This is a genomic window from Rhizobium ruizarguesonis, assembly GCF_017357285.1.
GTDB lineage: Bacteria > Pseudomonadota > Alphaproteobacteria > Rhizobiales > Rhizobiaceae > Rhizobium > Rhizobium ruizarguesonis.
In genome coordinates, this window is record NZ_CP071682.1 from 149,785 (window position 1) to 170,617 (window position 20,833).

19 protein-coding genes and 2 pseudogenes are annotated in these 20,833 nt (G+C 59.8%); 11 read left to right on the forward strand and 10 right to left on the reverse strand.

Translation table 11 applies throughout. From position 1 onward, the window contains the following. The first annotated feature begins 71 nt into the window (after nucleotides 1–71). Entirely contained in the window at nucleotides 72–776 is a 705-nt protein-coding gene (locus tag J3P73_RS35010) for an autoinducer binding domain-containing protein (protein ID WP_077988209.1), read from the forward strand. A gap of 3 nt (nucleotides 777–779) precedes the next feature. Here J3P73_RS35010 and J3P73_RS35015 read toward each other — a convergent pair whose 3' ends face one another. Next, entirely contained in the window at nucleotides 780–1,070 is a 291-nt protein-coding gene (locus J3P73_RS35015) for a transcriptional repressor TraM (protein WP_077988208.1), read from the reverse strand. A gap of 259 nt (nucleotides 1,071–1,329) precedes the next feature. Between J3P73_RS35015 and J3P73_RS35020 the strand changes: the two genes are divergently transcribed. From J3P73_RS35020 to J3P73_RS35030, 3 genes and pseudogenes are all read left to right on the forward strand, one after another. Then, nucleotides 1,330–1,578, forward strand: a complete 249-nt coding sequence (locus J3P73_RS35020) for a helix-turn-helix domain-containing protein (RefSeq protein WP_027668121.1) — start codon at nucleotides 1,330–1,332, stop codon at nucleotides 1,576–1,578. Between the two features lie 242 nt (nucleotides 1,579–1,820). Next, complete coding sequence (locus tag J3P73_RS35025; RefSeq protein ID WP_077988207.1) at nucleotides 1,821–2,438, forward strand: type IV toxin-antitoxin system AbiEi family antitoxin domain-containing protein; 618 nt, start codon at nucleotides 1,821–1,823, stop codon at nucleotides 2,436–2,438. Next, nucleotides 2,431–3,296, forward strand: a pseudogene (locus tag J3P73_RS35030) (nucleotidyl transferase AbiEii/AbiGii toxin family protein). Before J3P73_RS35025 ends, J3P73_RS35030 begins: the two are co-directional and overlap by 8 nt. Nucleotides 3,297–3,426: 130 nt before the next feature. Here J3P73_RS35030 and J3P73_RS35035 read toward each other — a convergent pair. From J3P73_RS35035 to traA, 4 genes are read right to left on the reverse strand one after another with little or no spacing between them, the layout of a single operon-like run. After that, nucleotides 3,427–4,044, reverse strand: coding sequence for a TraH family protein (locus tag J3P73_RS35035; RefSeq protein ID WP_164021400.1), 618 nt, complete (start codon nucleotides 4,042–4,044; stop codon nucleotides 3,427–3,429). A 16-nt stretch (nucleotides 4,045–4,060) separates the two neighbouring features. Then, nucleotides 4,061–5,224, reverse strand: a complete 1,164-nt coding sequence (locus tag J3P73_RS35040; RefSeq protein WP_168334974.1) for a conjugal transfer protein TraB — start codon at nucleotides 5,222–5,224, stop codon at nucleotides 4,061–4,063. Beyond that, nucleotides 5,214–5,777 (reverse strand): conjugative transfer signal peptidase TraF, encoded by a 564-nt coding sequence (gene traF / locus J3P73_RS35045; RefSeq protein ID WP_207580364.1) that lies wholly within the window; start codon nucleotides 5,775–5,777, stop codon nucleotides 5,214–5,216. Before traF ends, J3P73_RS35040 begins: the two co-directional genes overlap by 11 nt. After that, nucleotides 5,774–9,100, reverse strand: a complete 3,327-nt coding sequence (traA, locus tag J3P73_RS35050) for a Ti-type conjugative transfer relaxase TraA (RefSeq protein ID WP_207580365.1) — start codon at nucleotides 9,098–9,100, stop codon at nucleotides 5,774–5,776. Before traA ends, traF begins: the two co-directional genes overlap by 4 nt. 254 nt (nucleotides 9,101–9,354) lie before the next feature. Between traA and J3P73_RS35055 the strand changes: the two genes are divergently transcribed. Then, nucleotides 9,355–9,615 (forward strand): TraC family protein, encoded by a 261-nt coding sequence (locus J3P73_RS35055; RefSeq protein ID WP_168334977.1) that lies wholly within the window; start codon nucleotides 9,355–9,357, stop codon nucleotides 9,613–9,615. After that, nucleotides 9,533–9,775: pseudogene (locus tag J3P73_RS37900) on the forward strand (type IV secretory system conjugative DNA transfer family protein); the annotation flags it as partial. The gene J3P73_RS35055 and the pseudogene J3P73_RS37900, both read left to right, overlap by 83 nt. A 20-nt stretch (nucleotides 9,776–9,795) precedes the next feature. Here J3P73_RS37900 and J3P73_RS35060 read toward each other — a convergent pair. The 4 genes from J3P73_RS35060 to J3P73_RS35075 form a co-directional block, all read right to left on the reverse strand. Next, nucleotides 9,796–10,788 (reverse strand): chymotrypsin family serine protease, encoded by a 993-nt coding sequence (locus J3P73_RS35060; RefSeq protein ID WP_168334978.1) that lies wholly within the window; start codon nucleotides 10,786–10,788, stop codon nucleotides 9,796–9,798. Nucleotides 10,789–11,042: 254 nt separating this feature from the next. Further along, on the reverse strand, nucleotides 11,043–12,125 hold the full coding sequence (locus J3P73_RS35065; RefSeq protein WP_168334979.1) for an aKG-HExxH-type peptide beta-hydroxylase: 1,083 nt from the start codon (nucleotides 12,123–12,125) through the stop codon (nucleotides 11,043–11,045). After that, nucleotides 12,122–13,345, reverse strand: a complete 1,224-nt coding sequence (locus J3P73_RS35070) for a radical SAM protein (protein ID WP_207580366.1) — start codon at nucleotides 13,343–13,345, stop codon at nucleotides 12,122–12,124. The genes J3P73_RS35065 and J3P73_RS35070 overlap by 4 nt, the downstream gene beginning before the upstream one ends. A 62-nt stretch (nucleotides 13,346–13,407) precedes the next feature. Beyond that, nucleotides 13,408–15,306, reverse strand: a complete 1,899-nt coding sequence (locus J3P73_RS35075; protein WP_207580367.1) for a hypothetical protein — start codon at nucleotides 15,304–15,306, stop codon at nucleotides 13,408–13,410. Between the two features lie 685 nt (nucleotides 15,307–15,991). On the opposite strand from J3P73_RS35075, the gene traC reads away from it, so the two are divergent. The 5 genes from traC to J3P73_RS35100 all read left to right on the forward strand — a co-directional run bounded on the left by traC (nucleotide 15,992) and on the right by J3P73_RS35100 (nucleotide 20,357). Continuing rightward, a complete protein-coding gene (gene traC / locus J3P73_RS35080; protein ID WP_207580368.1) occupies nucleotides 15,992–16,288 on the forward strand; it encodes a conjugal transfer protein TraC in 297 nt (98 codons plus the stop codon). A gap of 4 nt (nucleotides 16,289–16,292) precedes the next feature. Continuing rightward, complete coding sequence (gene traD / locus J3P73_RS35085) at nucleotides 16,293–16,508, forward strand: type IV conjugative transfer system coupling protein TraD (protein WP_168334982.1); 216 nt, start codon at nucleotides 16,293–16,295, stop codon at nucleotides 16,506–16,508. After that, nucleotides 16,495–18,426 (forward strand): Ti-type conjugative transfer system protein TraG, encoded by a 1,932-nt coding sequence (traG, locus tag J3P73_RS35090; protein ID WP_207580369.1) that lies wholly within the window; start codon nucleotides 16,495–16,497, stop codon nucleotides 18,424–18,426. The genes traD and traG overlap by 14 nt, the downstream gene beginning before the upstream one ends. A gap of 437 nt (nucleotides 18,427–18,863) precedes the next feature. Then, nucleotides 18,864–19,313 carry a thermonuclease family protein gene (locus J3P73_RS35095; RefSeq protein WP_130692300.1) on the forward strand — a complete coding sequence of 150 codons (450 nt, stop codon included), beginning with the start codon at nucleotides 18,864–18,866 and terminating at the stop codon, nucleotides 19,311–19,313. 735 nt (nucleotides 19,314–20,048) lie between these two features. Beyond that, nucleotides 20,049–20,357, forward strand: a complete 309-nt coding sequence (locus J3P73_RS35100; RefSeq protein WP_131704622.1) for a WGR domain-containing protein — start codon at nucleotides 20,049–20,051, stop codon at nucleotides 20,355–20,357. Between the two features lie 62 nt (nucleotides 20,358–20,419). On the opposite strand, the gene J3P73_RS35105 is transcribed toward J3P73_RS35100, so the two are convergent. Further along, nucleotides 20,420–20,593: a hypothetical protein gene (locus J3P73_RS35105; protein WP_018482048.1), complete on the reverse strand. Its 174-nt coding sequence runs from the start codon at nucleotides 20,591–20,593 to the stop codon at nucleotides 20,420–20,422. Between the last annotated feature and the right edge of the window lie 240 nt (nucleotides 20,594–20,833).

Genomic DNA, 20,833 nt, shown 5'->3' on the forward strand with positions numbered 1-20,833 from the left:
ACCGGTACCTAGCGGCGTCAGAATGGCGCCACGAGTGGGAGGCTTGCACCGTCGCAAAAGGAGAAAAGTTAGTGGACGGTGACCTTCGCTCTCTCATCGATATGACAGAAGCCGCACATGATGAACGTATGATCAAAAGTGCTTTGAAGACATTTGCGCACGCATGTGGCTTCGACCGTTTTGCTTATCTGCAGACCGAGGGGTTGGAAATCCGCACATTCAACTCCTATCCGGAGGAATGGCAGGGCGTTTATCTCGAAGGCCAGTACTCCCGCATCGACCCGGTCGTTACTGAAGCCAAGCGTCGCATGGAAATGTTTTCCTGGACGGCCGACGATTGGCCCGCTCGTGGAACCTCCGAACTCAGGCGTTTTCGGGACCAGGCGATCGATTACGGCATTCGGAGTGGGGTGACTATACCCGTCGAAGGAAGTTTCGGGTCGACGATGATGTTGACGTTTGCATCCTCAGCTCAGACGGCTGACGCTAAAAAGCTGCAGGATGCGCAAAAAGCGATCCAGGCGGTACTGGCGATCCACTACCGCCTGAAAATCATAGCTGCGACGACGATTGTCGCTCCGAAACGGGTACTTTCACCAAGAGAAGCAACGTGCCTAATGTGGGCGGCAAAGGGCAAAAGCGCTCCGGAAACCGCAATGTTGACAGGGATTAATCCGAGGACAGTGCAGCACTACCTTGATAAAGCGCGCGAAAAGCTCGAAGCAGCAACCGTTCCGCAACTTGTCGCGATCGCCAAAGATCACGGTCTGGTATGAGCGTCAGGCTTCGCCATCTGGGGCAACTTTAGGGACGTAGCCAAGCGCATCGATGATTTCCGACAACAACTCCTGCTGGGCTTCGGATTTTTTCTGACGTGCGACATACTCATCCTGCAGGCTTTTGAGTACGGCGGCGGAGACCGACGGATCGGCGCTCGCGCGAGTCCATTCCTCATAGACAGCCTCATCGGCGGCAATAAGATGGCGGTGCTCACGGATCGCAGCAACTGCCAGCACCTCTAGTTCTGACTCTTCCATCAAACTGTGGCGAGATGAGCCCACATCGTTCATCCGCTTCTCCCTAACTTCATTCTGCTGCCCGAACCTAAGGCTGCAGCCTTATTATATCGGTTGAGCGCCATCACAATATCCGCTGAGCATCATCTGGGTCCTGTGCAATTTCATCTCGCGCCTCTCCATACCGACGTCGAAGAGTGCAGGGACTTGAACGACACTGTCTTGCTTATTTGTTCAAAAGGATTCGACCCTCGCTTGTGCTGTAGAGAATACTCCGTGGTAGGAAACTCATCAAGCCGCTGTTCTCCGGATCATGGAGATTCGAGAGGTATTTGCGCGTAATTTGCGAGCTGCACGGCAGGCTAAAGGCTTGTCCCAGGAGGAACTCGCCCATCGCGCGGACATCGATCGCACCTACATCAGTTCGCTCGAGCGTAGCGTCTACAATGCAAGCATCGATGTCGTTGACCGTTTGGCGACAGTCTTGGGCATCGAAGCCTGTGAGTTACTGAAACGGCCCCCGGAGGAGTCACAGATGCCAACCGCCGAGCTTGACGATTAAGAGAAGTTGTCCTGCGGACTGACGAGTTCATGCCCGGCCGGCAATGCTTTCACGTCAATTGGCTAGGTCCGTCGGCAAGGCTACATCTTTACTCTTGACGACCACTGGATTTGTCAGCTCTCATCCAATCGAGGCAACTATTCGTGGTGAAGAATTCACAAGGCGATGATGGCTTTCTCGGCTTTAGGGATTGTGATACAAATCCTAGGATAATAGATCCAATTCTCCGAGCTTTTATATCAATGCCCAGGCCCGTCACGCAACGCCAAATTGCCCGCACCGTGCTAACTGAGCGCGGAATAGCACGTTTGGTGGAACTGCGGAACGCAGGTGTGACGGCTGCCACCATGAGCCGAATGGAACGAGATGGTGAAGTGCTCCGGCTTGCCCGCGGTCTTTATCAACTTCCTGATGCGCAGCTCGACGTCAACCACAGTCTGGCGGAGGTTGCCAAACGCGCGCCAAAAGGCGTTATCTGCCTCGTTTCAGCATTGGCGTTCCACGGCCTGACAGATCAGCTCCCGGGACAAATCTGGCTTGCCATAGCCCGTAAGGACTGGGCTCCGAAACTGGACAGCCCCGCTATGCGCATCGTGCGTTTCACAGACAGCCTTCTCAACGAAAGCGTCGAAACCCATGTCATTGAAGGCGTTCCTGTGAGGGTGTTTGGAATTGCCAAGACAATTGCCGATTGCTTTCGCTATCGCAACAAGATCGGCCTTTCAGTAGCGATAGAAGGGCTGCAGGAGGCGCTGCGGCAACGAAGGGCTACTCCTGGCGAAATCGCCAACCAGGCCGAACGCGGTGGCGCCGGATCGGTGATCCGGCCGTATCTCGAGGCGCTGACCGCCAATGGCTAAAGAAATCAGAAACGTCGGTGCTTCGGTTCGCGCCCGCCTGTTGCAACTCGCCAAGGCAAGCGGACAAAGCTTCGATCTGGTCCTGACGCGTTTCGCTCTTGAACGGTTATTGTTCCGGCTTAGCCAGTCGCCCACGCCGGTCGCTTCGTTCTAAAAGGGGCGATGTTGATGATGAGTTGGTTCGACAATCCGCACCGAGGCACCCGCGACCTCGATCTTTTGGGTTTCGGTGATCCGAGTCCGGACCCGATGCTTGAGACATTTCGGGAAATTCTGGCGCAAGAGGCCGACGATGGCGTTACGTTTGACGCTGATACGCTGCATGTGGATCGTATTCGCGAGGCATTGGATTATGGTGGGCTCAGGCTGCGGGTGATCGCTTCGATCAGCCGAGCCCGGATCAACCTGACGATCGACATCGGTTTTGGCGATGCGCTTGAGCCTGGGGTGGAGGTTTTGGATTATCCTTCTATGCTCGATTTTCCGATGCCGCGGCTTCGGGCCTATGCGCGAGAAACGGTCATTGCCGAGAAGTTCCAGGCAATGGTGATGCTGGGGCGAGTAAACAGCCGCATGAAGGATTTCTACGACATCTGGATCCTCAGCAGGTCTTTCGACTTCAGCGATGATCGGCTGGCGCGCGCAATAGCCGCTACCTTTGATCGCCGCGCGACATCGATCCCCATTGACCTCCCCGACGCCCTAACGGACGCCTTTGCCAATGACCAGCAAAAGCAGCGGCAATGGCGAGCTTTCGTTGAAGGCGTTGCACACAATCCTGGCGATCTGACAGACGTCATCGCGGAGATTGCCACATTCCTGATGCCGCACGCGGTCGCGGCTGCGAGGCTGGACTAGTGAGCGGTTTGCTCGCAATCTGTCTCACTTTAATTTCATGCGTCGAAAGCACACTAATTTCATGCTTTGGAGCCGCGCTAAATTCTGGCTTGGCCGGAAGATGCCCCGCGAATGGGAGGTGAACTCAACGCTATTGCTGACCACCAATGCGGGAAAGATCGATCCGCATCCCCGCGCGTCCAACATCCTGTACCGTCCCTGGCTGTACGTCTTTCGGCGTCGCTTCCTCACCATCCACTGACTCGGCGGGACGCGTCTCATCGCTTTGCTGCGGCGCTTCGATGGGTATTCCAGGATCCTCGGCCTGAAACACACTCACGCCCTCGAACTCGCCGGTTTTCCATGCGTAGACTGCATCATCAAAAATCTGCGGGAAGACATCTTTGCTCGTGGGGTTGCCATACCATTTCGCAACGATCCTCAGAACCTTGGCGAACATCGTCGTGCCTTTGCGGAGGTTCTGGCAAGGATCGACGAAATCAGGCTTCAAATCAGCGGGCTGCTTGACTCCAACCCCAGCAGGAAACTGAGTCAGACCGACTCGGACGACCGCCTGACCAGCGTATTGGCGCATGATCGCCATCGCCTCCTCAGTCGATGTGGCTTTCGGAACGAGTATTAACCGGCCGCCCGATTTAACAGTGACGGCGAGGGGATCATCCGAGCCCGCTGCCATCACGAATTGCTCGATGATCGCGGGCTTGAGAGAAGGGTCTGCACATTCGTTTATCAGGGCTGCGTCGATCATGGTGTCTCCTGGGCACTCAAGTGTTGAAGGCAATAACAAGCGGCTTTGCGAAGAGCTTTGCCCAAGCCGTGGCAGTAGTCCGCTGGATGGCGACGATCGACGTCCCATCGGTCCACCAACCGTTCCCGACGGCAATGATGAAGCCCGGATCGTGCAGCATGGACTGAAGCACCGGCCAAACGATCAGTTGCTCGTAGCAGATCAATGGCGCCGCGCGGCCGGCACCGATCGGGACGACCGGGTTCGCAAAAAAATCCGCCCTGGCACCGCCACTCTCCCCGAACAAGAAACGCCACGGCTGCCACATCGAGCCGGGAACCGGCATGCGTTCGCGATAGAGGATGCGGCTGCCCTTCCTGTCGATCGCGACCAGAACATTGTTGTAGCCCCCGGGATCGACCACCGCGGCCCCGGCCATCACTGTGGCATTGCTATCGCTGAGGGCGCCTGTCCAAAGCCGCGCCACGGTCGGGGTCCAGAAGCCAAGCGCACTTTCCGGCAGCACGACATAGCGGGCACCGTCGCTGGCGGCGTTCCGCACCGTTGCGATTATGTCACGCTGGCGTTGAAGACCGGCCTCTCGGCCGAGCGAAGCGCCCAACTCCAGATCAACGCCGCGCCAGCCTTCCGGTAGTTTCGGATCGGTCCAGATCGCGGCGGACCACAGCCAAAGGCCTGCAAAGGCGATGGCGACAGCTGGCCAAATGCGTGTTGCGAGGCCCGCAAGGCCGGCTGTCATGAAGCCAAGGCCCCACCATCCCCATCCCGGGAACAGAACACCCGCCGCCGTGACAGGATGCGCCCAGCCTGTGATGCCGAATGGTGGGATGGCCATGATGACGGCCGCAAGGAGATAGCGAGAAGGACGAACGCGCGTGTTCTTTGTCCAGAGGACAGCATGCACCACCACAAAGCTCAAAGAGGCGCACAGCCAGAGCAACAAGCCCGGCCAGATATCCGACGAATAGAAGGCGGCCACGCCTTGCGGCAAACCACGTGATGCGGCCAGAAAATATCCGGCGGAGACAAGTGCCGCCACTGATCTCGTTCGCGCGATTGACCAAAGAACCGGAAACCCCAGCGCGACAGGTAGAAGCAACACATGGCCGCTCCAGCCCACCACGCCGATCGCGATCGAAGCGAATATCAGCAGCGCCGGCCGAAGGTAATCACGGCACATAGGTGAACACCTCCTGCGCCAGCCCGAGAATGCCGGAGATCGGCACCGGGCCAAAATATCGGGAGTCATAGGAGCCGGGGAATGCGGAATGCAAGAAGACATATCCTGGCGGTACGATGCCGCTTGGAAAGGGCGTCAACGGCCGGTCTTTTCCATCTCGTAGTGCGAGACTGGAAGAGGAAACCCCCCGCCCATCCACGCTCACGCTGACGCCGATTTCGACATTTTGTCCTGCAACGGCGATCACTGTCTTGATCAACGGTGCGACCCCGCCCGGGCAGGAACCGGAACGGAGATAGCCTCGTGCCCTCGCTGCCCGCATCGCCGCCGTTTCCGGCGGGCAGATGAACAGGAGGTCGTCGACTGCTGCCGGTCGATGAAGCGGGATAATGCGCCACAGGCCAAGCGGCTCGCTCGGTGTCAGATTGATGCGGTAGCCGCTGGCGACGGCAGTCACCGCCAGCAGGATGGCGGCCACCGCCGCCATCGACTGAACCACAATGGCTCGTCGCTGCTGCGTGGTCATCGACCGGCGGGTTGCAGCCCCGGTCATTTCAGCGAGAGCCCTTGGCTCTTCGTCTGACGCATCGTCTCAGCCTGCTTGGCCGCTTCCGTCGTTCGTTCATGAGAGCCAAGTTGCTGGACCGTCCGCATGGAATTCCACGCGGACCGGACCTCGGCCTTCTGGCCGGCCGTCATGCCCGATGTGACGGTCTCGAAAGTCTTGCCATCAGTGTCTTTCGCAGCCAAAGGCAGGAAGGTCCTTTCCCCGAAACGCTCGGAAACCGCCTTGGCAAAACCTTCGAGTTCGGCCTTCACCATCTTGTCGGCGAGCGCGTATTCGAGGCCGGACGGAAGATCGTTGCGATCGATCGCATCGCGCACGCGTTCGAGCGTTCGCTTGGCAGATGGGGAGAGCGCCGGGATGTCTACCGAAACCTTGAGCCGGACCGCGCGCTCCTCCGTCTCGTGTTTCAATTCGGCCTCGGCCCGTTCACGAAGGTAGCGTTCAAGATTTCGGGCGAGCGCCGGTACATTGGCGAGCGCTTTTTCCCGGTCCTGCTTGTCGCCACGGCTCGCGAGAAGACCCGTCTTGCCCTTGAGCGCGCCAAAGCTCTCCGGCTCGCCGGCAATCCTTGCCAGGGTGGACTGCGCGACCGACTGGTCCTTCAACATGGTATCGACATTGATCGCCTTGAAGGCAGCTTCCGGCTTCGCGTAGACGAGCTGGAAGCGGGTCGAGACGTCCTCCCATTGCTTCTTGAGCCCGGGATCGGCGGCGAGCTTGTCTTCGACAGCCTGGTCGAGCGATTTCGGGAAGGTGGTGATGCCTGATACCATGGGCTTGGTCTCCTTGATTGTGTCCGGGACGGAGTGTTTGTTGCTGTCGCGGACCAGTCCAAGTGCCGCACCGATGGCGGCTAGACGGGCGCCGAGGTCGGCGAGCCTCGAGCTTTGCCGGACGGCCCATTGGAGGCGATCGTGTGCGATCGTGCGGGCGACGTTGACAAGATGAAGGCCCCGCGCTTCCGCGAAGCGCAGCGCTTGGCCGTAGAACGACGCCTTCTCGTAATCGAGGGTCGTCTCCTTGGCGTTTCGGCGCGACAAGATCGGGATGAGGCCGCCGGATTTCGCGAAGGAGCGACTGCCGTAATAGACGGCGAGATCCTCACGATGGCGAGTCATAGCCACATAGGTCAGATGCCGGTCCAACGACAGGGAAGCAAGTACCTTCACCCGGTCGACGGTCGCGCCTTGGCTCTTGTGGATCGTCGTCGCATAGCCGTGATCGAGATTGTTGTAGAAGCGCTGCTCGATCGTAACCTGACGGCGGTGCTCGCCGTCACCAATCTCCGCAACGATCCGGCCAGCTACGGCTTCAAGCACCTTTGCGAGCATGCCGTTCTTGACGCCAAGGCTGCCCTCGTTCTTGAGGAACACAATCTGATCGCCGGTCGCAAACACGCGGGTTCCGTCCTCTGTCTTGAACGCAAATCCGTGTGCGACGACGCCACGCTCGACCAGCTTGGCGCGGGCCATATTGTTGAGCATTCGGACGTCGCGGCGAAGGTGTGCGAGGATCAGGCTCGTCTTCGAAGGGTCGTAGTCCCGGTCCCAAGCTGCGATCAGGCTTTCGACGGCCTCGTCCTTCAGTCTCAAACCAATCATTCGACCATGGGCGGTGTAGGCGTCGACAGCCTTGCGGACATTGCCGCGCGCGAGATCGAGCGAGGCGTTGCGCATCCATTGCTGGCGCTGACGATAGATCGTCTCGAGTTCGGCATAGCCGATGCGATCGGCAATGGCGCGGAAGGCGGCTCCCGCCTCGATCGGCTGAAGCTGTTCGGGGTCGCCGACCAGAACCAGTTTCGCACCGGCCTTGGTGACAGCTTCGACGAACAGCGCCATCTGCCGTGACGACACCATGCCGGCCTCGTCGAGTACGAAAACAGTCTGGTCGTCGAGCTGGTTGCGACCCTGGTTCCAGCGAAGCTCCCACGACGACAGCGTGCGGGAAACGATGCCAGCTTCCTTCTCCAAACCTTCAGCGGCTTTGCCAGCCAACGCTCCGCCGACCACACGATAGCCGGCCGTTTCCCACGCCTCGCGCGCAGCCTTCATCATCGTCGTCTTGCCGGCGCCGGCGCGGCCGATGACAGCGGCAATCCGCGTGGCCCCGGCGACATGCTCGATCGCCGTTCGCTGCTCGTCCGACAGACGGGAATGGCGCGCAAAGGTCGCCTCCAGAACCGCCTCGCGCACACCAAGAGAGGCGCGACCGGAGAGCCAGATCGCGCGATTGGCCATCTCGGCTTCAAGGCGGATCATCTCGCGCGTGGTGTACTTCGCGGGTGTCCTAATACCTGTCGCAAAGTTGATTCGCTCGCGTTCGAGCCTGAGCGCTTCTGGACTTTGCAGAATGCGGACCATCAGACTTTGGAACAGAGCGACATCGTCGATATAGCGATACAAGACCTTCGCAACATCGCGTTCGTCGAAGACGCTCTTCTCCCGCGTGATCAGGTCGAGCACGATCTCCGGACGACGCTGGATGCGCCGCGCGTTCTCGCTGCGGCGCTCCTCCTGAAGCTCGATACGTTCGAGTTTGGGAGTCGAGGTCTCCGACTTGTGGTCGGATTGCTCGGCCTTGCGCTCGATCGCTTTGGCGCCGACGCCGAGGTGAATGGTTGGCTCGAGGTCGATACCCTGCTTTTCGAAGGAACGGCCATCGATGCGAATATCGAGGCCGGCAAGCGCCAGATGCTTATTCTGGCAGGCAAACCAGCCGTCGCGAAACGCATTGAAATCCTCAGTGCTACCGGCCCACAGCTCATAGACGATTTTGCCGGCGTCATTTCGGATTGGCTTGCCGTCCGGGCCGAGCACCGCGACCTTCTTCGAACCGAAACCGTCTTCGGTGAGCGGCCGCAATGTGGTCATGAGGTGGACGTGAGGATTGCCGGGGGCGTCGTGATAGACCCAGTCCGCGACCATGCCCTGCGCGGTGATGTGGCCCGCCACAAAGTCGCGCATGAGCGCGATGTTCTGCTCGGCCGTCAGCTCGAGCGGCAGGGCTATGGTGACGTCCTTGGCGAGCTGCGCGTCGGATCGCTTCTCGAAGCCCTCCACTTTGTTCCAGAAGGCCTCGGACGCGCCGGCGACCGAGCGATCGGCAATCATGCTGCGCACCCATTCCGGCGCGTCGGCAGGGATCACGAACTCCTCATGCAGGAGCCCCTGCTTTCGCGTGTAGTCGATCGTCCGGGCTTCTCGCTCAAACTCCATCTTGGCGCAGTGCCGATAAGCGGCCGACAGGACGGCGCTGCGGCCGGAGCCACGGGCGACGACGCTGACGGAGAAGTGAGGGACGGCCACGGCGGAGTTCTCTCCCGGTTGCGAACGAAATCAAAGAGTTCGTTGGGAGCAGTGGCCCCACCAGGTTCTCTCAGCAACACGTCGCGCCAGCGACGTATAATTGCGCCCTTGGAAGCCGCTCCTTCGGAACGGCCGGGATGATCCACCAAAGCATCGCCGTTGGCGATTGTAGGATTCACACTAGTGAATTCCGCACTCCCCTCCGCAAACTGGGTTCGAAAGACAAGCTTTCTCACCCAGGATGACTACCGGTTATGAAGAACCTGGCTCGAAGATCCACGATGAATCGCCGGGCTCTAAGAACCTTCAAGGCGGCAGAGACCCGCGAGGGCAAGCGGATCGAGCTGAAGGGCGGACTTAGCAATATCGAGATCGACGGAGGCAAGCTTCAGGCGGCTTTCGAGTATCTGGCGAAACGGTTTCGGCTCCGATTTCAACATGCGGGGCTGGATTGGCAAATTTGGCGAAACCAAGGACGAGGATATCGCCGCGGTCGCGTCCTGGATCATGAGTGACAGCAGTCGCGCGAGCGGGTTCGAGATGATTTCTGCCGAACTCTGGCTTGCAGTTGCAAACTGCAATCTTCGCCGATGATTGCCTGTCCGGTCACACGGAAAATGAGCGACACGTTCGCGAGGTGCGTGCCAATCTGTCGAACCGGAGCCGAAACTCCGCTAGATAACAAAATTGTTTGCTCAGGACGTCACGAGATTAACCCCGAACGAATCGAGGACATCAGAGATGTGATTGGCAAAAGAAACAGTTGGACTTCCCGCGAACAGCAATCCGACGGCCATGCCCGTCGTCTGCTCAAGGACGAGCGCTCCCGAATCTCCCTGCTCGCTGAATGAGAGGGCATCGATCGACTTGATGGCGATCTGATCGTGGAACAAGATCGTACCGATATCATACGGCACCTTAAGGTCAGTGCTGATACTTTCGACATAACCCCTCGTGTAGCCGGTCGTGCGCCCATACTTTTCGACGATCGTGTTAAGAGCAGCCGACTTGAAGCCGACAGGAGGCCCAATTCCCAAAATATCCGCGATTGCAAGGTTCGGCTGCACCAGTCGGGCGATAGCGCCGTCCACGTAGTTTGTTTGAGATGCATCGAGCGGGACATATCCCTCCAGCTCGGCGATCTTATCCCGCTCCGTATTGCCCCCATCGAATGGGCTAGGCTCAAATACGGCCGTACCGAAGGGAAGCCGGTTCTGGTCCGCGAGGACGTGATTGTTGGACAGCACGTAGCGGCCGAGACTGTCTTCCACGAGCGCACCGAAAGTGCCGGCGAGCAAGTTTAGTGGATCGGGATCCGCAAAGCCCGTCGAGCAGCCGGGCTGCGCCGGGCGCCGATGGGTGGGGGGGGGAGCCAGCGGCTGCAGGAATCCGATTTCCTCCACATCGGTTGCAATGCCGTCAATCTGCTCGGGTAGTAGATCGTCCGTGCCGATCTCAGACTTGGGCCGCTTTCGCCGGACATAGAATTTCAGTGCAGGCTCCGAGGTTGTGCGGCCCGACACGAGCTTAAAGCCGATACCCACACCTTGGAGGTTGATGTTTGGAGTAGTCGACACGACGCGACGCACGGCTAAAGCTCTGACGACACCGGCGTCGGCCAAAAGAAACCGTCGCGAAACAGCTGTCTTTGCCTCGGCGAGATGTGATAGATCGTTCCGGCCGGGCATATCTCAGACCTTTTCGATGGAGTTGAAAACGGCATGGCCTCCGCGGAACACGTAAAGCAGCTTGCATCGCTCCGATGGCTGCCCCTGCCGGGCGTCATTTCCGTCGGACTGGTCGCCAGCGACAGCGGCACCGCTCGGCTGGCGGTCACCGTCGAAACCGGGACAGCCCCCCCGCTGCCACCGACGTTTATGGGGCTGGAGGTAGAGGTTACGCCGCTCGCGCCGATTCGTCTGCTCGGGGTTGGCTGAAGACATCATACTGCCCGTCCCCACTGCAACCTCACATCGGCGGCTAGGCTCTCCAGCAAGTCGCGACAGAACGGCGTTATCCCGTCGGCGATGAGCATCAGCGCGTCCTCGTAATCTTGCTTGAGGAATCCTGTAGCTGAACGCCGCAATAGGCGCACGGTTTCCGGATGGCGATCGCCCGTCTCTAGCATTCGCGCCCAGAAGTTAGCCAATTCATACCAGACGCAGCATGCATGAGCGAAACTATGCATGGCCAAAGAGGCGCCGGTCCACGGCGAGTTCACACGCGGCGTTTCGATTTCGGCTGTTCGGAAAAAAGGGGTGTCGACTTCTGCAAGATATAGAACGCTGTGCGTCGCTTCATGGAGCAGCGCGTCGGCCACCTGATGCGCGGAAATGGTAGGCTTGTGCGCGTTACCAAGCGAAGTGATACCGGGATAGCGCCGCGGCGAACCACTCGAAAATCCAGAGCGGTTTTCTGCATAGAGATGGATTACGCGCAATGTGCCAAGGATCATTTCCACCCCGGCCGGAGCAGCAAGATCGATAATTGCGAGCGCTTCGCCAAGCTTTGCGCGAGCAGGCCCAAAGTCCGTGAGAGGTTCGGTCCTCACGCGCTTCTCCGGCGGCAGAAGGGGTGGCGCCAGAACGCACGGGCTACCGCTATCAAGTACCAGTCCATGCAGGCGCGGTGCGGCATATGCGAGCCTGCCTGACGGAGCGAAGCGATAGTCTCCGAGGGCCGTCCACTCTAAATGACCTGACGGTCGTTCTCCGAGTAGGCACGATTCCGCATCTATCCAGCCAAGCAGCAGTTCACGCGCCGCATCCGATGCCGTATCGCCGCTGGACAAGAGTTCACTGAACACCGGCGCCTCGGCTATCCTCGATATCGATGCTGCCGGCAGGTGGTCGAGCCAGACGGCAATACCGCAGCGCTGGCAGGCCAATCTCAGCTGCGCCTCGCGCAGACTGAAATGGCGAAAGCTTGATATACGCGCCTGGTTCACGGAGGTCGGCTCCAATTGAAGGAAACCGACAATATCGAGCGGGCCTTCCCCCCGTTCCGGCGGGACGTGGTGGTTCATGCGGGAACCTCATCTTCCATCGGCGCGGCGATAGGCGCAGTGGTCATCAATTCCGAGCGGCGCCGGTTTGTCTCAGAGTGATCAATCTCCATTCGCACACGGATATGGGTGAAAAGTCTCATCAGATCGGCGCACCACACGCTCGGGTTTTCGAATCCGTTGGCGCGCGCGTAGCGGTGAGGATGATACCCTCCCCCGCAGGTGTCGCGCTCGGCGCAGCTCTGGCACTGTTTCGATAGCGGCATGCGCCCGAACACCATTTCGGAGTGCAAGGGGCTCTTTTGCGGCAGCGCGCTGAATTCGTCGGAGAGGACATTCATGCCCGTCTTCACCATTCCATCCTCGCAAGCCTTGAGGACGTCCAACCCTTCAATATCGCCCCCGCACGATACAACTACGTAGCGCAATGGCCGGTTGCCCAGCGCGTCCACATGGCTGTGGCCGCCCATAATGGCGCGGGCGATGTCCCAGAAATTGCGGATGCGGACATCCAAAGTCGAATTGAACCACCAGTCGTCGAAGATGGGGATGAGGAAGTCCGCGCAAGGGGTCGGCCCGAATTGTTCGCGAACGGTGCCAATCGTATCGTGGGTGAGATCGGGAAGGAGATAGGACAGGCTTTTGCAGCCGAGTTCAAGCAGATGATGGTGGATCTCCAGCGGATCAGAGCCTAGTGTAAGGACGGTGAGAATTCCGAAGCGAACATCTGCATCCTGCAGCGCCTCAATGCCACGCCTCACACGGTCGTAGGAGCCGCGCCCCCGATGGTCAATGCGCATCCGGTCGTGCACGTGCTTCGGGCCATCGAGGCTAACTCCGACATTGACGTTCAGGCGCCTGAGCATGCGTGCCCAATCGCGGTTAAGCAAGGCCCCATTGGTCTGGATGCTGATGTGCACATCCAGGTCATCGAGCGACCGCCGGGCTTTGTCCGCCAGCTCTTCGAAGCGCTTAACACCGACCATCGTCGGCTCGCCGCCGTGAAACGAAAAGTGGACGCGTTGCTGCCTAGCAAGACGCGCGTGATTGCCGACGCGCAGTAACAGTGCGTCGAAAACGTCGTCGGACATTTTCTTCGGGCTGTCCTTCCATGTCGTATCCTTGAGATTGAACTCATAACAATAGGGACAGTCCAAATTACAGCGCGCGGTAAGCTTGGTGATGATAAGCGTCAGCGGCTGTATGACCTGAGGATCGAAACTCGGCGTCAACGCGTTCATGGCGGGCTCCATCGTGGGGCGATGAGGAGGCGGCGCACGAACCGAGGCCGCCCATTCAAGTCCTATTTGCTGCGCGACAATTCCGATTGGACTGCCTTGCCTAGTGCTTCCGAAACCCGCTCATGGTTCCCTCGGCGACGCATCATCTCGGCATGCGCCCCGCCTTCGCTGTGGTTTTGCAGATGGGAACCATCTCGAAAAGCACGGCCGAAAGAGTCTGCGCGAGCGCTTCCGCCAGCCGCCTGCGGCCCCGTTGCGATCTGTCCGCCACGAGCCAAGCCGCCGATGCTTCCACCCCCACCACCACCGCCGCCGCCGCTGCTATGCGTCTGGCCGTGCATCGAGTCCTCAAGACCCCGCGTTAGCTGGCTGGAGATACCCCTTTGAGCTTCGACCGCGCTGCCGCCGCCTTCCGAATGGGTCTGATCGTGCATCGCATCATCGAGACCGGACGCGATTGTTTGAACCCGCTGGCGGGAGAGCTCCTGCATATGCCCGCCGCCCTCGGAATGTGTCTGATCATGCATCACGTCCTCATCAATGGAGGCGAGCCGCTGTCCGGCCAATCGCCCAGCCGCCTGCGGCCCCGTTGCGATCTGTCCGCCACGCGCCAAGCCGCCGATGCTTCCACCCCCACCACCACCGCCGCCGCCGCTGCTATGCGTCTGGCCGTGCATCGAGTCCTCAAGACCCCGCGTTAGCTGGCTGGAGATACCCCTTTGAGCTTCGACCGCGCTGCCGCCGCCTTCCGAATGGGTCTGATCGTGCATCGCATCATCGAGACCGGACGCGATTGTTTGAACCCGCTGGCGGGAGAGCTCCTGCATATGCCCGCCGCCCTCGGAATGTGTCTGATCATGCATCACGTCCTCATCAATGGAGGCGAGCCGCTGTCCGGCCAATCGCCCAGCCGCCTGCGGCCCCGTTGCGATCTGTCCGCCACGAGCCAAGCCGCCGATGCTTCCACCCCCACCACCACCGCCGCCGCCGCTGCTATGCGTCTGGCCGTGCATCGAGTCCTCAAGACCCCGCGTTAGCTGGCTGGAGATACCCCTTTGAGCTTCGACCGCGCTGCCGCCGCCTTCCGAATGGGTCTGATCGTGCATCGCATCATCGAGACCGGACGCGATTGTTTGAACCCGCTGGCGGGAGAGCTCCTGCATATGCCCGCCGCCCTCGGAATGTGTCTGATCATGCATCACGTCCTCATCAATGGAGGCGAGCCGCTGTCCGGCCAATCGCCCAGCCGCCTGCGGCCCCGTTGCGATCTGTCCACCACGAGCCAAGCCGCCGATGCTTCCACCCCCACCACCACCGCCGCCGCTGCTATGCGTCTGGCCGTGCATCGAGTCCTCAAGACCCCGCGTTAGCTGGCGGTCAAGTCCTAACTGGACGTCAGCGCCTTCGGAGTGGGTTTGGTGATGCATATCGTCACCGCTCGCGTTCGCAGCAGGTTGACCGAAGCTCGCCGTGCCTGAAGCCGAAGCACGGATAGCGGCTTGTCGTGGAGTGGCACGCGCGGTGGCTGCCTGAGTTGCGACACTTCCGACTTGCTCCGGGCCGCTACTCAGCGCATCGCGTAGACCGGATAGAATCGTCTCCACTGAAACTTCGCCATCGTTGAACGTAGTCGCGGATTCAAGGATATCGCCGTCGCGTTCAACGCTCCAACGCACTGTTGTCGTTGCCATCGTACTTCTCCTTTGTGTGGATTGGGGCGCGATAAGTTCCCGAACGTTTCTCAGCGCGAGGCGAAGTTCCTCGGCGCTAGGGAAGGCTTTCGGCGTCGCGTAGTGATGACAGGTACCGGTCCCGTCACTGCTATGGGTCTGGTCGTGGCTGGCAGCCGCAAAGGCACGCTCGGCGTCGATCTCCAATTGTATCTGCTCGCGCAGCGATGCGCCGACGATGTTGGGGTTCTGAAAGCGACCTGTCGGCATTGGCAACACCTCGAAGCGCATGTCTGCATGCACATGGGAATGCGTTCGCGCGAGCGGACGGGTCGCGCCCGGAGCATGATCAACGAGAATATCTAATGCTGTACCCCTCGGTTTCGAGGCAATGGCGAAACTACACTTTCGATCATTTTAAGAAAGTGTTACCGTCGGAAGTAGTTACCAGATGGTGCAAGCGCATCCGCGAGATTCTAAGGCAGTCATAAGCGTCACACCTCTCAATCCTCCGGAAAATTGCTGTCGAACGATAGGTGTAGTAATCCGCCGAAATGGATAGATCAGTGATTTTATTTGAGAACTGAGCCGCATTTCCAACAGGTTGCTCCATCGACGACTACTTGATCGACTCGCTTTCTTTCGGGATTCCAGAAAGTACATGAGTCGCGTCAGAGTTGCAAAATGGGTCAATCGACTGCGGCATTTTACAGCGGCTCGCCTTGTGCCTCTCCGCCCTCGTTTCACGTACCCATGAGGCCCCTATGACAATCCGCTTCCAACCGAGGTCGGTATTCGCTAACGCGAACTTCGTATCGATATCGGCTTAGGAAATAGCACCGCCACGGAACGGCCAGGCTCATTCTCCAGAGCATCGCCGTTGGCGATTGTCGGATTGACAGTAGTGCGTTCCGCACCCTGTTCCGAAAAACTGGCTTCGAAAGACACGCTTTCTCAGCCAGGGAGACAGACGGACATGAAGAAGCCATCCGCGAAAATCCGCGACGAAATTGCCAAACTGCAGGAGCAGCTCAAGATTACCGAGACCAGGGAAGCGGAACGTATCGGCCGGATCGCGCTCAAGGCGGGCCTAGGGGAGATCGAAATCGACGAGGCGGAACTTCAGGCAGCGTTTGAGCAACTGACCAAGCGATTTCGTGGAGGGCATGGCGCTACGACCGGAGGGAAGAAGGGCGCCGGCGACAGCAGCGGACAAGCGTCGACCGCGGCGGACGCGTCTGGCCCGGGCGCGGGCAGCGCTGGCGAGGCTTGAGCGCATGGCGAGGACGATGACATCCGACACCCGCAAGAAGGACACGCGCGAAAAGATCGAGCTCGGCGGGCTGATCGTCAAAGCCGGGCTGCGCTACGAGAAGCGCGCGCTGTTGCTAGGCGCGCTTCTCGATGCCGCCCGCCGGATCAAAGGCGATGAGGGCGAGCGGTCCAGGCTCACGGCAATCGGCGTGGAGGCCTTCGGCCATGACGATCAATAGGATTGCGCTCGTCGTCGTGCCAGGGACGTTGATGATCCTGGTCGTCATCGGAATGACCGGGATCGAGCAGTGGCTTTCCGGTTTCGGCAAGACCGAGGCCGCGCGACTGGCATGGGGGCGGACGGGCATCGCATTGCCCTATGTGGCGAGTGCAGCGATCGGAATTCTGTTGCTGTTTTCGAGCGCCGGTTCGATCAATATCAAACAGGCAGGTTGGGGCGTCGTCGCGGGATGCAGTGGGACGATCTTGATCGCAGCCATTCGCGAAACAATGCGCCTTTCCGCTTTCATGACAGTACCCGCCGACAAGACGGTCTGGGCCTTTCTCGATCCGGCGACGTCGATCGGCGCGAGTGCGGCGCTCTTATGTGCCGGCTTCGCGCTTCGCGTGGCGCTCATCGGCAATGCGGCATTCGCAAGGGCCGAGCCGAAGCGCATTCAGGGCAAGCGGGCGCTCCATGGCGAAGCGGGTTGGATGAAGCTCACAGAGGCGGCAAAGCTGTTTCCCGATGCCGGTGGAATCATCATCGGCGAGCGCTATCGGGTCGACAAGGACAGTGTCGGGAGCCAAGCGTTTCGCGCCGACAGCGCTGAGACATGGGGCGCCGGCGGCAAGTCGCCGTTGCTGTGCTTCGATGGCTCGTTCGGCTCGTCGCACGGGATCGTCTTTGCCGGTTCCGGTGGATTCAAGACGACGTCGGTGACGATCCCGACGGCGCTCAAATGGGGCGGCACTCTGATCGTGCTCGATCCTTCGAACGAGGTCGCACCGATGGTCTCCGGGCATCGCGGCGGAGCCGGAAGGGATGTATTCGTCCTCGATCCAAGGAAGCCTGACATCGGTTTTAACGTGCTGGACTGGGTCGGTCGTTTCGGCGGGACGAAGGAAGAGGATATTGCCTCGGTCGCCTCATGGATCATGAGCGATGGCGGAGGCGTGCGTGGTGTCCGTGACGACTTCTTTCGCGCATCGGCGCTGCAACTGCTGACAGCGCTGATCGCCGATGTCTGCCTGTCCGGTCACACGGACGGGCACGACCAGACGCTTCGGCAGGTGCGCATGAACCTCTCGGAGCCGGAGCCGACATTGCGCAAACGGCTGCAAGACATCTACGACAATTCGGGCTCGGATTTTGTGAAGGAAAACGTCGCAGCCTTCGTCAACATGACGCCGGAAACTTTCTCCGGCGTCTACGCCAACGCGGTCAAGGAAACACACTGGCTTTCCTATCCGAACTACGCAGCACTCGTGTCTGGAAAGAAGTTCGCGACCAACGAGATCGCGGCCGGCAATACGGACGTCTTCATCAACATAGACCTCAAGACATTGGAGACCCATTCCGGTCTCGCGCGCGTCATCATCGGCTCGTTTCTCAATGCGATCTACAATCACGACGGACAGATCAAGGGGCGCGCCCTGTTTCTCCTCGATGAGGTCGCGCGCCTCGGCTACATGCGGATCATAGAGACGGCGCGCGATGCCGGTCGCAAATACGGCATCACGCTCACGATGATCTATCAGTCGATCGGCCAGATGCGCGAAACCTATGGCGGTCGCGACGCGGCAAGTAAGTGGTTCGAGAGTGCCAGCTGGATTTCGTTTGCCGCGATCAACGATCCCGAAACCGCCGATTACATCTCCCGACGCTGCGGCATGACCACGGTCGAGATCGACCAGGTGAGCCGGAGTTTCCAGGCAAAGGGATCATCGCGGACACGCTCGAAGCAGCTCGCTGCCAGACCACTCATTCAGCCCCATGAAGTTCTGCGCATACGTGCCGACGAACAGATCGTCTTCACCGCAGGAAACGCGCCGCTTCGATGCGGACGAGCTATCTGGTTCCGGCGCGACGACATGAAGGCATGCGTCGGCACGAACAGGTTTCACATGGTCGGGGATACGCCAAAGCCTGCATGATCCAAGCCGGCGCGCGGTGCAACCGAGCAAGGCTGATCCAGGAAAAAGAAGAGTATCGGAGAAATCAGCATAGCGACGCCCGACGGGCGAGATTTCGGGAATTCTCGTTGCGTGACGGGAGGAAAACAGGGCAGCCGCAGGAGCCTCAACATAGTGGCCCGAAGGGGAGGCGGGATCGACTGCCCCCGCCCGTCGCGCACCATTTTGCCGGCCACACCGCAGCCCGGAGCCAAGCTCCTCCGTAAACGCAGATGAAACCGGGTCCGACATAGGTTGAGACGAAACGAGGGGATCGGAAAGTGGCGAAATCAAATGTGGTTCCGTTCAGAAAGCCGCCGAAGGCCGGAGGCGGTCGCGACCGGCAGCGCGCGGGTGGAGGATTGCTGAGATCTGGCCGGAACAGATGGCGTAAACGCTCGACGGCAGTTCTATGCACCGTGATCATTGCTGTTGGAGGTTGGCTTGCCTATGGCGGCGCCGACGCTCTCCCCGGTTTCGCCACTTTGGCCAAGACACCGACGACGGATTCATTGTCGGCCGCATTTTCGATCTGCGACGGAAGCCATCGAGCGAACTGCGTCGTCGACGGCGACACCTTCTGGTTCGAGGGCCAGAAAATCCGCATCGCCGATATCGATACGCCCGAACTCAGCCCGCCCCGCTGCGAGGCCGAACGGATAAAGGGTGAGGCGGCAAAATCCCGCCTGCTGACGCTGCTCAACGCTGGAAAATTCTCGCTAGCGGCCGGGTTCCGTGACGAAGACAAATATGGACGCAAACTGCGAACCGTATTTCGTGCAGGCAATTCGCTGGGCGATGCCTTGATCAAGGAAGGGTTTGCCCGATCATGGGATGGTGCCCGACACGGCTGGTGCCAGGGCGGGTGACAGCCATCATCACCTTCCCTGCACGGGAGAGGGATAGGGGCTTGGGGAAAGGGAGGAGGGAACCGTCCCCTTTCTCCATGGGAGGAAGTTTGAAGGAGGGGCATTGCCCTTCCTTCATGGGGTGAGATTGAGAGGGGCGGCAGAGCCCCCCTTTCATAGCCGCTCGGCTCGGTCGATCCGGCTGGAGGGGCTCATGATCAAAATTTCGGCGCAGTCGTTCAAGCCAATCCGGCTGTTGATCCGGCCGCTTCTGATCTTCTTCCACCACACGAGCGAATTGATGCTTTGTCATCAGAGTCTCCTTTTCGTTTTCTGACGAAAGGTGTCGGCACCGTAGTCCGTGAGGGGTCAGGGACCGCGGAACGCGGCCGCCCTGCGGCGAGCGGAGGAACCGATTTTCTCTGTGCCGCTTGCGGCGTTGGGAAAATTGGAGGGGCCGCGATGTCCTTGACGCCGGAACGGCGGGTGCAAAATGGGACGTCAGAGAGAGATAGAACCGCGTCCTGAAGGGACGCGACCGCTTGCCATCTCCGATGGCGACGGGAGGCTCCGGCTGTCTCCGGACAATGAGATTTCGCAGAGGCATGCTTCTTGCTGCGAGAGGATCGTAACCCGGCGGCGCGGAGGCCGCGTGCGGGCTCCGGTCGCGGTGCGACCAGAGCCGTGCGCCATCGGCGCCTCGCCCAAGCCCCATTCTTCACGAAAATGAATCGGTCGTATCTGTAGGATTCACATATGTCGTTGGACGTAGCGGCGCCGTGTGAGGATCATGCCGGCATGATTTCGCAACCATACCAGCTCTATGTCGAACGAACGGATCCAGCCAAGAACATGGCGCGGTATTATGCCATGGAGATCGGGCAGACGATGTTCGGAGAGGCCTGCCTGACCCGGCGATGGGGACGGATCGGCAAGCGTGGACAGGAAAAGCAGCATGTGTTCGAACGGGAGGAGGAAGCGGTTCGCTTGTTCCTTGAGCTGTTGAAGCAAAAACGTGGTCGCGGCTATCGGCCAAAAACAACCTGCCGATATTCGCCGAGCTGACGATGATTGTGTTCCGCGTTCCAGCTGGTAGGGGAGGGGCCGCTGAAGCGGCCCACGGCGTGTTATTCGCGCCGGTTCCAGTCGGTCTCGAACGACGCCTCGATCTCGACGAAGAACGGAATCTTGATGGCCAGTTTCAGGCCGAGTTTCCCCTTGCGGAAGTAGTGACAGATCACCTTGCCGAGGGTGCGGAGCCGACGGCCGGTGGCGGTGAGGAACTGAGCGAGCTGTTGCACGGTATTTTCTCCTTTCGAAATGCGGATATCGCGGGGATAGGCCGCATGGCGGACAAGGAGGGACGCACCTGAAAGGACGAGACGAGAGTGAAGGACCTGCCGGCGCCAAGAATTTAGCACGCGAGGAGCCGCAATACGGCGGGGAAAATTCTGGCGCCGGCTGGTTGCGGGCGACGGACGGGATGCAGCATCCCCGATGTCGATGACGGTAGATCGAAAGGAGAGTCGCAGCGGATCGCC